The 13,567-nt window shown below is 46.5% G+C and carries 8 protein-coding genes and 1 tRNA gene; 5 read left to right on the forward strand and 4 right to left on the reverse strand.

Features of this window, described 5'->3' with window-relative positions:
• Positions 1-371 precede the first annotated feature (371 nt).
• Complete coding sequence (locus QUA00_RS19355) at positions 372-2,624, forward strand: transglycosylase domain-containing protein (protein WP_333410860.1); 2,253 nt, start codon at positions 372-374, stop codon at positions 2,622-2,624.
• Positions 2,625-2,931: 307 nt separating this feature from the next.
• On the opposite strand, the gene cobA is transcribed toward QUA00_RS19355, so the two are convergent.
• Together cobA and QUA00_RS19365 are read right to left on the reverse strand one after the other, a co-directional pair.
• On the reverse strand, positions 2,932-3,741 hold the full coding sequence (gene cobA, locus QUA00_RS19360; protein WP_333410829.1) for a uroporphyrinogen-III C-methyltransferase: 810 nt from the start codon (positions 3,739-3,741) through the stop codon (positions 2,932-2,934).
• Positions 3,738-4,472, reverse strand: a complete 735-nt coding sequence (locus tag QUA00_RS19365; RefSeq protein ID WP_333410830.1) for a sirohydrochlorin chelatase — start codon at positions 4,470-4,472, stop codon at positions 3,738-3,740. The genes cobA and QUA00_RS19365 overlap by 4 nt, the downstream gene beginning before the upstream one ends.
• Positions 4,473-4,625: 153 nt before the next feature.
• Here QUA00_RS19365 and QUA00_RS19370 point away from each other — a divergent pair, with 153 nt between their 5' ends.
• The gene (locus QUA00_RS19370; protein ID WP_333410831.1) at positions 4,626-4,868 is read left to right on the forward strand and encodes a hypothetical protein; all 243 of its coding nucleotides are present in this window, start codon (positions 4,626-4,628) and stop codon (positions 4,866-4,868) included.
• Between the two features lie 44 nt (positions 4,869-4,912).
• On the opposite strand, the gene QUA00_RS19375 is transcribed toward QUA00_RS19370, so the two are convergent.
• A complete protein-coding gene (locus QUA00_RS19375; protein WP_333410832.1) occupies positions 4,913-5,596 on the reverse strand; it encodes a manganese catalase family protein in 684 nt (227 codons plus the stop codon).
• A gap of 196 nt (positions 5,597-5,792) precedes the next feature.
• Complete coding sequence (locus tag QUA00_RS19380; protein ID WP_333410833.1) at positions 5,793-7,322, reverse strand: serine/threonine-protein kinase; 1,530 nt, start codon at positions 7,320-7,322, stop codon at positions 5,793-5,795.
• 607 nt (positions 7,323-7,929) lie between these two features.
• On the opposite strand from QUA00_RS19380, the gene QUA00_RS19385 reads away from it, so the two are divergent.
• The 3 genes from QUA00_RS19385 (at position 7,930) to QUA00_RS19395 (ending at position 13,555) form a co-directional block, all read left to right on the forward strand.
• A tRNA-His gene (locus QUA00_RS19385) sits at positions 7,930-8,002 on the forward strand.
• Positions 8,003-8,370: 368 nt separating this feature from the next.
• Positions 8,371-12,675, forward strand: a complete 4,305-nt coding sequence (locus tag QUA00_RS19390; protein ID WP_333410834.1) for an AAA domain-containing protein — start codon at positions 8,371-8,373, stop codon at positions 12,673-12,675.
• Positions 12,653-13,555 carry a hypothetical protein gene (locus QUA00_RS19395; RefSeq protein WP_333410835.1) on the forward strand — a complete coding sequence of 301 codons (903 nt, stop codon included), beginning with the start codon at positions 12,653-12,655 and terminating at the stop codon, positions 13,553-13,555. Before QUA00_RS19390 ends, QUA00_RS19395 begins: the two co-directional genes overlap by 23 nt.
• Positions 13,556-13,567 lie beyond the last annotated feature (12 nt).

A 13,567-nucleotide genomic window follows, 5' to 3' on the forward strand; every position in this document is an offset into this window, starting at 1 on the left:
GCATAGGGCATAGGGCATAGGGCATAGGGCATAGGGCATAGGGCATAGGGCATAGGGCATAGGGCATAGGGCATAGGCATAGGACTCACCCCATACCTCACCACGCTTGAGAACCGCTATAAATGTTATCGAAAGTATTAATTTTTGGGCAATTTATGATAATTTAATTTCCTGGTGAGATCGGGATTTGTTGTGGTTGGGTGGAGATTTGCTCAATCAACTGCAGGCCTTCCGGGTTCACCAATAACCCCAAAATCGATCGCCACTAGCCGACGATAGCCGATCGAGTGTGGGCAGATCGTGAAATTAGCCAAAAGTTGCGAGTAGAATGGTGCAAGAGCCGATCGCTCGATCGTAGTGCACAGCGAAATATGACCCCACCGCCGCCGCCCCGCAAACCTCAAACCGTCTTGGGTGCGATTACCCAAGCAGTCCAGACTATTGCTAAGGTTAATTTTAACCAGCTAGCGCTGAAACCTAATGCCAAAGTACCCGAACTGTGGGTGCAGGATGCGGGTGCAGCTAAAGCTGAGGTTTATCCGCTGTTGGGCGATCGATATTTGTTAGGTCGATCGTCCAAATCTTCAGATATTGTAGTTCGCAATCCCGTTGTCAGTCACGTACACTTATCCCTGTCGCGGGATAGTCGGCGGCGGACTCCTTTTGTCATCAAAGATGAAGACTCCACAAACGGCATTTACAATGGCAAAAGGCGAGTTAAAAGTATGTCCCTGCGTCACGGAGACGTGTTCACTTTAGGGCCGCCGGAACTAGCCGCCGCTGTTAGAATTCAATTCGTATATCCGCCGCCTTGGTATTTGGAACTTGTGCGTTACAGCTTTTACGGCGTCAGCGGAATCACCGCTTTGATTGCCGTGTTGGTAGGCATGGAATCCACAAAGTTTCAAGTGCGGCCTCTGCCGAGAAGTATCAATGGCCCCGTGATTGTTTACGCCCGCGACGGGCAAACTCCACTGCGTCCTCCTCAGAATAACGCTCACTTAGAATTAAAGCGATTGCAGGATTTTTCGCCTTATTTATCCAAGGCGGTACTTGCTTCGGAAGACAGCCGCTACAATTGGCATTTGGGGGTAGATCCGATCGGAGTTTTGCGCGCGCTTTTGACCAATGTTCGCGGGGGAGGAATTCGCGAAGGCGGGAGCACTGTGACGCAGCAGTTAGCGAGGAGTTTGTTTCGAGATTATGTGGGAACTCAAGATTCGGCAGGGCGCAAGTTACGGGAAGCTGTAGTTGCCTTGAAACTGGAGAATTATTACAGCAAAGATGAACTGTTGCTGACTTATTTGAATCGCGTCTTTTTGGGAATTGACCTTTACGGTTTTGAGGATGCGGCTCGGTTTTATTTTGGCAAGTCTGCGAAGGATTTAACTTTGTCAGAGGCGGCAACTTTGGCGGGCATTTTGCCGGCGCCAAACAGTTTTAATCCGATTCAAAATTATCAGTTGGCGGTACAGTATCGCGATCGAGTGATCGAACGGATGCGGGCCCTGGGGACGATTTCTCAGGAAGAAGCCGATCGCGCGAGGCGATCGCGAATTGAGATTAATCCCAAAGCACGCCAATATCTGCAAAGTACGATCGCTCCTTATTTCTACAGTTATGTATTTGACGAATTAGAGTTTTTGCTGGGGGAGCAGTTAGCCAGAGAAGGCAATTTTATTGTAGAAACAGGTTTGAATCCCGGCCTGCAAAAAGTGGCTGAAGCTTCCCTCAGAAATGCTGTTGAAAATGCCGGAGCAAGTGCTGGCTTTTCTCAAGGAGCCGTGGTAACTCTCAATAGTACAACCGGGGAAGTCTTAGCTTTAGTTGGGGGCGTAGATTACTTGAAAAGTCAGTTTAATCGGGCTACCCAAGCTTTGAGACAGCCCGGTTCTACATTTAAGATTTTCAGCTATGCAGCCGCCCTGGAACGGGGAATCTCACCCGATAAAACTTATTCTTGCGCGCCCCTTTCTTGGGGCGGACAAAGTTACAGCGGCTGCGAAAGAACCAGCGGTAATGCTGATATGTATCGGGGTTTAGCACAGTCGGAAAATGCAATTGCGTTGAGAATAGCACAAGATGTCGGTTTAGACAATGTAGTGGGAATGGCCAGACGTTTGGGAATTACTTCGGAACTGCGTTCTAACCCTGGTTTAGTATTAGGTGAAAGTGAAGTTAATGTATTGCAATTAACGGGCGCTTTCGGGGTTTTGGCCAATCGGGGTTTGGGAAATCGCCCCCACGTAATTAAGCGAATTATTGACAGCAGCGATTGCAAAGATCGAAATGATTTTAAGAGTTGCCGGGTGATTTATGAGTATCAAAAAGATGGCATTGCCAATCGGCAGTTAGTTTCGGAAGCCGTAGCGGATACGATGACTGATATGCTGCAAGGTGTGGTGCGGGGAGGTACGGGTAGCAGTGCTGCTTTGGGGTTGGGAGAAGCTGGAAAAACAGGTACGACTAATGATAATAGAGATTTGTGGTTTGTCGGTTATATTCCGAGTCAGCAACTGGTGACTGGAGTTTGGTTGGGAAATGATGATAATTCTCCGACTGGGGGAGGTAGTTCAAATGCCGCTCAGTTGTGGGGGGAATATATGCGGCAGGTGGCGCGTTAAGTCATTAGTCATTAGTTTGGTAGGGTGCGTCGCTGCGATATCTTAGATAAAACTTGCAGATTTATAGATGGCGACGCACCTTACAGGGGATCTCGTAATATTGTGTGTATCACATATACCAAATCCGGGTAACATATCCCCTTTATTAGTGGTAGGGTGCGTCGCAGGGCAATAGTCGCCATCCGCAGGATCTACTGGTGGCGACGCACCCTACGCCTGAGAAATGATAAAAGGGTTCCTTACGCCCCGGATTTGATATAAGGTGCGTAGCGCGCACCCTACGAGGATTTAGGGGCAATTTCCCCGCTTATTCTACAGTCTGAGAAACAGGCCGACAGCCAGACAATATCGAGTGCAAATTGACAACATTTCCGATGACCGCGATCGCAGGTGCTGCAAATCCGACCGCCTCAACTTGCTCTACAATACTACCCAAAGTTCCGATCAATTCTTCTTGTTCCGGCCGCGTTCCCCAGCGCACTAATGCTATGGGCGTTTCTGCACTTAATTCTGCTGCTGTTAACTGGCCGATAATGTAAGGCAAATTGTGGATTCCCATGTATACTACAATGGTTTCGGAGCCGCGGGCGATCGCCTGCCAATTTACTTCCGGTCGATATTTTCCCGCTGATTCGTGGCCGGTGACAAAGGTGACAGAGGAACTGTACGATCGGTGTGTTAAAGGAATTCCCGCATAAGCAGGGGCCGCAATCCCAGAAGTTACACCGGGGACGACTTCTACTGAAACTCCAGCTTTTACCAACTCTTCCATTTCTTCGCCGCCGCGGCCGAAGATAAACGGATCACCGCCTTTGAGACGAACTACGATCGCATTATCTCCAGCTTTTTCTATCATTAACTGAGTTGTTTCGTCCTGCATTAACGAGTGACGCCCTTTGCGTTTTCCGGCATCAATTCGTTCTGCTTCGGGGTTGATTGCTGCCAAAATTTGAGGGCTGACTAAAGCGTCGTAAATCACCACATCCGCACACTCTAACAAAGCTTTTCCCTTCAAAGTCATCAAACCCGGATCTCCCGGCCCCGCACCTACTAAATACACTTTTCCTAAAGACATTTTTCTTTCTTCCTTTACCTCTTCTGTGCCTCTGCGGTTCATTTTTGAATTAAATCCCTAATTAAGTCTGCTAATTGTACACTTGGGCCTAGAGGATTTGCGAGATGAAGTTCCGCCGCAGGAAATTGCTGCTTTAGCTGTGCGACATTTTTGGCGATCGCATCTGTAATTCCTCCATTAAATAAGAAGTATGGCACAATTCCTATTTGCTGCTGTCCACCACGAACCAAACTGTCAATTTGTTCTGACAAACTCGGCTTTACCGACCAATAAGCGGTCTGTACACCGAGTTTGCTGGCGATTTTCTCAACAGTCGAGTTACCTCCGGGCCGACGGCTGCCGTGAGATAATAAAATCCATTTTGGCAATAGCAGATTGGGGAGAAAAGCCACCTCTTCCATCTGACTTTTCACCAATTTTGTTAAGCCTGCTTCCTGAGAACCTAAATGCGGGCGCAATTCAATTTTTAGCTTGTCACCAAAAGTTTGTTGGGCAATTTCCACCTCGGCCGGTATGTCTTCGGCGACGTGAACTCCCGGCAATAAAAATACAGGCAGTATTTGCAATTCTGTCAGTCCCAGGGACAGTGTACGTTCGCCAAAACTGCAAATTTGTTCGTGCAGCGGTGCGGGGCCGAGTTCTAAGGTGGCGGTTGCTACTGCGGGGAATGAGTCAGCCAATTTTTGAGACAGCAGTTGACCTAGGTTTTCCAAAGCTAGTTGGGGTCTGGGGTCACGGCTGCCGTGAGAGACTAATAAATATGTCGATCGCAATTTCAATATGGATTTGATGTTAATGTTCGAGCCGGATTTCAAATAATTATAACACCGTTGGGCGCGTGACTTGAAAAATACTCAACCCTCAACCTGAAGCTTGCGAGTCACGCACCTCGGGAGCATCTCACTTATGCAGCCCTCCGCTAGAAATTGGAGCCAGGAGTCAGGAGTCAGGAGTCAGGAGGAAAGAAGAAGAAGGAAGAAGAAGAAGGAAGAAGGAAGGAGGAAGAAGGAAGGAGCCATAATAAGTGTTTTTACAAATATGAGATGCTCCCCACACCTCTAACAACTAAAGCAAAGTACCCGGCTTGGAAATTAATCAACACAGGGCTTAAATCTTCTAAGCCGCGCACCTTACAAAAGAAGGTGCGCGGCTTAAAAATTACTTACTAGAGGGCTTAAATCTTCTAAGCCACACATCCTAAACAAATCTCAAATTAAGCTTTGGGAGCGGGATCGGCAATGTATTGGAAAGTAGGTTCCGAGTTCCAAGGCCCGCGTTCATCCTTGCCATTTGTGGACAAGTTAAAGTAGAGATCCACAGTGGAATCGGGCGGAATATTGCCGAACATCGGATCGGTGAGTTTGCCCAGCGCTTCCAGAGCTTTCATGAACATTTGAGTGTGAGAAATTTCGCGAGTCAGCAGAAACTGCAACGTCTTTTTCGTTCCCATATCCGGTGCTAGTTTAATCAACTCTTCGTAGGTTTGGCGGGCTCCTGCTTCCGCACCGATATTAGCACGCAAATCGCGCACCACATCGCCGCCTTCGTTGACATAAGCTGCCGTCCAAGCTTGACCTTGGCTGTCCAACAAGTGTGGGCCTACGCCACGCACCGCAAACAAAGTGCTTTTGTAAGCTTCTGTTTGGTCAACGTTTTTGGTGTGCATTTCTATGAGTTGACCCACCATTTCTAAGTGGCTGAATTCTTCTATTGCAATATCTTGGAGCATATCCTTAATCCCTGCATCTTCACAGTGAAAGGACTGCACCCAGTATTGCAGAGCTGCTGTCAGTTCTCCGGTTGCTCCGCCAAACTGTTCTAGCAGCAATTGGGCAAAACGGGGGTTGGCTTCGTCTACAGTCACCGCAGCCATTAATTGTTTTTTGTGAAAAAACATGGATTGATACCTCTCTTTAATTCTGTTGTTACAGTCTCAGGATCGCAGACTTGTAGCTGTGTTCACCTTCAGCATCCATTGTGCGACAATCGATCGCACCGAGCCTCGGTCGATGGATACATCTAGCTCGACAAATTTCTCTGCTTTCAGGTAGAGTTTAAATATGAAATTTTACTTAGTGAGTCGGTAGACCAAATTACAATTTACAAGCAGGATTATTGTCGCACTCGGTTAATTTTGCTGACAGGGCATCGAGGTGTCGCAGCCACTGAATGCCGCCAACCCAACTGCGAGAGGGGAGGTGTCCGATTGGTGCTTGCTGACTAAATTTAATCTGCCCTAAAGTAGTAGCAGAATTGTAGGTTTGCCAGTTGACCCGATCGCAAAATCTGATATAGTCTCCCTTAACGCTTTCGTAAATTTGTTTTTGGACGCTGAAGCCAAACCGACCTTGACTGTAGTGCAACCAAAGGCGATCGACTGTTTGCAAATCTTCGCAGGGTAGCTGGTAAATTTGGCTAATTTCTAGCTGAGTTCCCGGTTGCTGGGAAAGAGATTGACACATCAAGCCCCAAGTTTCGCGATCGGCTTCTTTCCACTTTTTGTTTGACAAAAAATCTCGCAGTTTGGTATAATTAATTCCCCGTGCAGAAATCATGGTCTGATCGAGATTGGAAGTAACAGATAAGGGAAAAGTTTCTGCGGAATTGGCTACGGCATTTGTGGGTAAAATCGGAGAATCAGGAGTTGGTAGCGCGCTGATATCGGCCGAGTTGTCGCTATTATTAAGAGCAGGAGCGATGATCGGCTTTTTGGGCGAAAGCAAATGTTGATGGCGAATATCTAAAGCTGCTGTGATATCTTGCAAAACTTCCGTAGCAAAACTGTAACGCTGAGTGAGACGAGTTTGCAGCAATTTATCTAAAATTTCACCTAACTCGTCGCTAATACTCGTGGCTTTGGGAAGAAACTCGCGCCACCACCAACGCTCGTTGTTGCAGTCGTACATATCCAAGGGAGGAACTTGCGTCATTAGGCGAATGCAAGTAACCCCTAAACTGTAAAGGTCGCTAGCAGGAAATACTTTGCCGCGCATTTGTTCGGGAGCTACATAATCTTGACTGCCGATGAGCGTTGCTGAACGGAGTATCGCTGAATCAGTCAGGAGTTTGGCAATGCCGAAATCGATCAATACGAGTTTGTTGTCTGACTGTCGGCGGATAATATTTTCGGGTTTGATGTCGCGGTGAATTACGCGCTTGTCGTGGATAAATTGCAGCACGGGCAATAAGTCTTGCAGCACTTGCCAAATTTGCTCTTCATCGTATACACTCTTGTCTAATTCTTGTTTAAGAGTCGCTCCCTCTATAAACTCTTGAACTAAATAAATATGACCTTCTTGTTCAAAGCAGGCTAATAATGTGGGGATTTGCGGGTGTTTTCCTAGTTCGTCTAAACGGACGGCTTCTTGGCGAAATAATTCAACGGCTTTGTTGAAAATTTCGGGGTCACGGTCGTAAAAATAAAATTGCTTGACTGCACAGCGCGGTACAGATGGGATGTCTTGATCAATTGCTAGGAAAGTTTTACCAAATCCGCCTCTACCTAAAAGTTCAATCGGGCGATATCGCTGTCTCAGCAACAGGTTAAAGCCGCAGTTTAAGCAAAATTTGGCGGTGTGGGAGTTTTGAGGATTTTGACATTCTGGGTTGATACAGTAGCTCATATCGATTTTAGATTTTAGATTTTAGATTTTGGATTGCGGAGAAGAGTTTTTTTTAAACGAACCGCGAAGACGCGAAGCGGCGCGAAGGAATAGGGAAGAGAGAAGAGACAGAAGAGAGAGGGTTCATAACTGTCCCGCTTCTGGCGTTGTATTTTTCGGGCTGGACACCCCACAAGCATTTCATCTGAGATGTTGCACCATTCTCAATCAGGCTTTTAGGGGCGGGCTAGAAGAGCCCACCCTAAAAGAAATTCATTCTTTGTGGAACAGGCCGGAAAGCCTGTTCTTAAAAATGGTGCCAGAGGTGAGTTTTACCAAACTGGACTTTAGATGCGCCTGGGCTGATAAGGCTATTTTAATGCGCTGGATCGAATCGGGACGCTGCCAGAGCTGCCGAACCCACGCCGCATAAGTGCTGAGGGCGAGATAATTGCCGATCGCACAGGCCGATCGCGCGGAGCGAAAATTGTGCTATAGTCTTACTGTGCTTGGAACTTGAGGCACCATCGATCTGTCCGGTTCAGGGACGCTCAGAAATATTTCAAAATATTTTTGCCTTACCCCTAGACTTGTGCTGAGATATGATGCTATAGTTAAAACAGATACGGCGAGCGTAGCCAAGTGGTTAAGGCAGTGGTTTGTGGTACCACCATTCGTGGGTTCAAGTCCCATCGTTCGCCCTTTTGATTCTCAACTGTTTAATTCGATCGCCTCCGGGTGGGCTTCGGCACACCTTAATCTTTGGGATTTAGCGGTTCTGTCGGCATCATTTGTGTCAACTTAACGTTAAAAGTAGTATGGGTCTGCTGTTTGACAGTTAGGGAGCGATCCCCCCTAACCCCCCTTAATAAGGGGGGGACAAGAGCGTACTCAAAGTCAACCCCTACTCCCCTTATTAAGGGGGATTTAGGGGGATCTAGACTCAGCGAAAAGCGAGATTTCTCAGGGGTTTCAGGCTGGTTATTGACACCAATGTGTCGGTACAAGTTCCGATGTGCTAATCTTAAATCCAATCTAAAATCTAAAATCTAAAATCTAAAATCTAAATATGCCATCTTTAGTAACAGAAGATTGGGGATATAAATTTAGTGGCGATCGCACAATTAATAAGTTTATTCGGGATATAGAAGGAGAAGCGGCTTTAGGGAAATATTGCGATTGGGAATGCAGAGAACGTGCGGAAATTCTGATGTCGGAGATAGCTGGCAAATCCCACAATCTTTTCTACGTGCGTCGCCAAAAGGTAAATGAGAGATTTTCGGAAGAAGAAATCTGGGAATTGCTGCTTGCTACGGATGGAGATGATTTTGAATTACCTCAATTGTTGCAAAAAGCCGATCGCACTTTGCGGTTGTTAGCAACTGTACGCTGTGAAGACGGAATTGGCGGTTTAAAACTGCTGGATGCTGGTTTGGTGGCGGTTCCCAGAGGGAGGAAAGATGGGTATTCTTTGCCGGTTCAGTTGCGACTTTTGGCTAACAGTAGAGCGCCAATTCCTGTAAAGTCGATCGCCCGCGTCCAACAAATGCCATTTTGGGACGACAGACACATACCAACTACGGAACAACTAAAAGTTTGGCATACTTTTTTAAATGTGGAAAAACGCATCGCCGAAGCGCGTCAATTTTGTGTACCTTTCCGAGGACACAATTACGGTTCCGGCTTCAAAATCGTCACTTTTGAAATTGAGCGTAATTCCGCAACTCTTGATGGCTATGAGGAAAATCCCTTAGAATTGGGCGACTTTCGCGAAAGGCTGAAAAAAGCCAGAAATGAAGAAATTATCCTGTTTGATTCGCCGCCCGGAAGCAGAAGCAGCCGCGATGGAGAGACATTAGGCAGCATCGCCGAAATAGACTTTGAACATGGTAAATTACGGATTAAGTTAGATGTTGATTTAGGATCTCGCATGGCGGGCGGCAGATATCAAATGCCCAAACAAGGATTCTTGTATTTTGAGGCGGCGGGCGATATCAGTCAGATTGAACGTAAGAAAAAAGCTTTAAAAATGCTGACAGATGGCCGCGCTCAAAATCCCTATTTGAGTGAGTTTTTATTCGACTCTTCTCAGGCGAGAATGCCCGAAAAAATGATTAAATTGGATCGGGAAAACTTATTAAATCGCAATGCTAATGACGATCAACTGGCCGCCGTAGAAACGGTGCTTTCGGCGCGGGATTTAATTTTGATTCAAGGCCCGCCGGGAACGGGCAAAACGACTGTGATTGCGGAGATTTGCTATCAAATTGCCCGTCAGGGTGGCAAAACGCTCATTGCTTCCCAAGCAAATTTGGCTGTAGACAATGCTTTGAGTCGGTTAGTTCACAATCCGGCGATTCGGGCTTTGCGGAAGGGAAAAGCTCATAAGGTGCAGGAAGAAGGGCAGCCGTTTTTGGAGGAAAATGCGATCGGCACTTGGCTGCAAAATACGGCGACTGACTGCGAACAAAAGCTCTCGCAGCGCCTGACTAATGTCAAATCTTTGCGGCAGTTGGTGGCAGACTCAGAGCGATTTACCGCCTACTGTGCCGCAGAGAGAGATTTTTTTAATGAATTAAAACACCTGCACGACAGTAAAGCAAATATTGAGGAAAAGTGCAACCAGCAAGCAGCAGATTATGAACGGAATTTAACCGACAAAAGCGAGCTTGAATCTCTAGTTAGTGGGTTAGAAAATCTGCTGGATGCGCCTAATGTCAACTGGGAATCTCCCGAAGTTGCCGAGTTTATGCCCCGACTAAAACCCTATTCAGAAGGCAATGTTTTAGTAGAAAACTTTATGGCAAATGTGCGGATTGCCGCTAGCCATGCTATTCAAATAGGCTTCGATCGCCCTGCTTGCGGCGCGTTTGGGATTGCTGTTTGGCTGCAGGAAACTGTAGCGGCGCAAATATCGGAATTTAAGACGGCATTCGATCGCGCTGATGATATTTGTCACGCTATGTCAACGGTTGCAGAGTCGTTGCGGGTGTCGCGGCAGATGTCTGAGGCTGTGAATCAACTCGAATTGGGCGATCGGCAAAATCAGATACACCGCCAAAATCTCGAACAGAAAATCAAGAATTTGGAACTGCGAAAAGCGGAAATTGCAGCCGTTGTCGTCGCTGTTGCACAGTGGATTGAGACGGCTGATACGGGGCTCTATGAAGTTGTGAAAACTTGCTGGGAAACGGGCGCAATGCTGACGGATGATATGGTAGAATTGCCCGCAGGATTGCTGAAAATTGCCCGATCGCTCAAATTGCCGATCGTGCCGCCCAAATGCAAAATCAATTTGCCCGATTTGGATCGGTTGCAAAAGGCGATATCCCACGAAGAAACCGCAGGTTTTAAGGATCTACAAGGGCAACAGTTCCGGTTTAGCGAGTTTCTGCACCTAAATTTGAGTCAAACGCCGATCGTGCTCTCTGCGGGCGATCGAACACAGTGGCAGCAACTAGCCAAAGACTTCGCCAGCTACTCCCAAGTCAGCCAAAGTCAGCGCAAATTTATCATCGAAAAAGCTCGCACTTTCTTAGGTAGCATTCAACAATTTTACAGTCAATCCTTGCAGCCAAATCAGATCCAGGCTACCTTCGATCGCCTAGTCAAAGAATTGCTGCACAGTATCCTCGCCAATGCGCGTCAGTGCGTGGTTCCCCTGAAAACCGAAACCGAACAGCAGCTTATCAAACAGCAACAATTATTAGATAAAATCGGTCAAACCTTGAGCCAGCAGCAAATAGCCGCCGCTAAACTTCAGGTAGAAACAGCGCAGCAAGAGGCAAACTTAAAAATTAGCGAAGTTACTAATTTATTGCAAGCAATTGTCCAACAGCCAAACGTCCCTGAAAAATTGCGAATTTTAGCCGAACAATATCTCGCCCAAAAATCGAATATTTGGGAGCAACCGCAGCAGTTTGTCAAGCAAGTTGAGGCTTGGAAAGCCAGCCTGATTCAGCTTGAAAAATCAATTGCTGACTTAGATCCTTTTGGGGTTTTGGAGACTATCAAAAATAGTCTTGACGAGCATTTATCCCCGCTGCAAACTGCGGCTGCAACTTCGCAGCAGCAACTCGCCGAACTTCAAGCAGAGTTGAGCGAAATTAACGCTCAACTGCAACAGCAGCAACCGACAGCAGCATTACTTGTCGAAAGAAATTGGTGGGAGTCAGCATGGCAAACTATCCCGACTCAATATCAGCCAGAAGTTCCGAATACAGGATTATTCACCGTAGCTTTTTTGAACAAAATTAAGCGTTTATTCAAAACTTGGCAGAGGAAATTAGAACAAGAAGAAACAGCGCTAAATCGTTCTCAAACCTTTGTGACAGATTGGATTCAAAAACTCCGCAATCCATCAGAAAAAGACCGCAACGATTTAAAGCAAATTTATATTGACAATGCCAACGTTATCGGCATTACTTGCGTGCAAGCTGCCAGTTTCGATTTTACTAAAAACTTTCCCAGCTTTGATGCAGTCATCATTGACGAAGTTAGCAAATGCACTCCCCCAGAGTTGTTAATCCCCGCTTTGAAAGGTAGAAAGTTAGTATTAGTGGGCGATCATCGGCAATTGCCGCCGATGTTTAATCAAAGTACGATCGACGATATTGCCGAAGACATCGGTTGTACCGGAGACGAATTAAGTTTTATCAAAGAATCTTTGTTCAAAGTATTGTTTGAAACTGCCAGCGAAAGCATCAAAAAAATGCTGACAACTCAATACCGAATGCACCCGCAAATTATGGGCGCCATCAATCAGTTTTACCAGCAAAAACTCAACTGTGGCATTCAGGAAGCAGACACCAAACGCGCCCACAACCTCGCAGGTAGAATCATTCAAGAAAATAATCACATTCTCTGGGTGAAAACGCCCGTGGCACAAGGGTTTGAAGAGGAAAAACAGGGTACTTCGCGGTTGAATGTCAAGGAGATTGATGCGATCGAGCGTTTGTGCGAACAAATGGAGATAGCTTGGCAGCCCAAAGTTGCCGACGGTGAACCACCGAAAGAAATCGGAATTATCACTTTTTATGCTGCTCAATTAAATGCAATTAAAGACAGAATCGAAGGCGATAGATTCCCTGCTTTGAGTATCCGCACTGGTACGGTTGACATATTTCAAGGCATGGAAAGGCCTGTAATTATTGTCAGCACAGTGTGCAATAATGTTAGGGGCGATATTGGATTTGCTAAGGAACCGGAACGGGTGAATGTGGCATTTTCCCGCGCTCAAGAATTGCTGGTAGTTGTCGGCTGCCACGATTTATTTACCCAACAAACAGGTACAGTGGGAAAAATGTATCAGGAAGTTTCAAAAACGGTGCGTCACTGCGGAGGTTTTGTAGATGTTTCTAGCGTCCTCAACTAAACCAATAGACTCGAATTTAAGTTCGCTAGCCGAACAAATTGAGCAACAAAATCCGGGTTTGTCTGTGTTGGCGGCGCGTCAATTCCGCTTCGCCATCCGCCAAACTCCGCTGGAGGTGGCGATTAGCGAACCGCGCGAGTTTAACGTGTTGGAAGAGTTCATTTTGCGGGCGGGTGTTGAGTTTGAACCTGCACCAACTTTGAAGGAATTGGCGGATTTGCTGGGGTTGGACGAGATTTTTGTGAAGACTACGGTGGCGACTCTGGTTAGTTTGGAAAGCTTGGAGGTGGCTGAAAATGGGCAAATTGCGATCGCCCCGCAAGGTAGAGATTTTTTCGCTAAAGGTGCGGTTAGTCGATCGCAAATTCAATCACTTTATGCCATTTCCGATCCGCTGAATCAAACTCTTACCTTTAAATTCGATGCTTTAGCGGCCGAATCGGTCAACTTGCCAGATTTAGCAGATTTAGTATCGCTCGAACATAAAATTACTGACCTTGCGGATTTAAGTATAGCAGAAATCCAGCCGTTAATTCAAGCTTCCGGCTTAGGAATTCACGTCCCCGAAAACGGCAAAATTGTGTCTGAGTGCGCTGTCATCGGCGACGATTTAGATATTTGGCAAACAGTCTCGATTTTTGTGTTGTTAGATGCGATCGAAAATAAAACTACTATTCAAGTTCGACAGGGAAAGCAAATATTAGAAACCGCATCAAACTTGCTAAACGAACTTGAATCCCAGCAAAAACTTTCCTTAAATGACTTGTGTAAAGTAACCCCAGACAGCGCACAGCAAGAATCAGAGACAATCCCCGTTCCGAAAAATCGGAAACCAGCCTCTAAGAAGAAACGCAAGGAAACAGAGTCAGGAAACAAGTAATATGAGGACTTT

The organism is Microcoleus sp. T2B6, from assembly GCF_036700475.1.
GTDB lineage: Bacteria > Cyanobacteriota > Cyanobacteriia > Cyanobacteriales > Microcoleaceae > Microcoleus.

What these genes read in the sequence shown, in the direction of transcription:
- QUA00_RS19355 (WP_333410860.1), top strand. Translation starts at nt 372, where the DNA reads ATGACCCCACCGCCGCCGCCCCGCAAACCTCAAACCGTCTTGGGTGCG.
- cobA (WP_333410829.1), bottom strand. Translation starts at nt 3,741, where the DNA reads ATGAACCGCAGAGGCACAGAAGAGGTAAAGGAAGAAAGAAAAATGTCT.
- QUA00_RS19375 (WP_333410832.1), bottom strand. Translation starts at nt 5,596, where the DNA reads ATGTTTTTTCACAAAAAACAATTAATGGCTGCGGTGACTGTAGACGAA.
- QUA00_RS19380 (WP_333410833.1), bottom strand. Translation starts at nt 7,322, where the DNA reads ATGAGCTACTGTATCAACCCAGAATGTCAAAATCCTCAAAACTCCCAC.
- QUA00_RS19390 (WP_333410834.1), top strand. Translation starts at nt 8,371, where the DNA reads ATGCCATCTTTAGTAACAGAAGATTGGGGATATAAATTTAGTGGCGAT.
- QUA00_RS19395 (WP_333410835.1), top strand. Translation starts at nt 12,653, where the DNA reads ATGTTTCTAGCGTCCTCAACTAAACCAATAGACTCGAATTTAAGTTCG.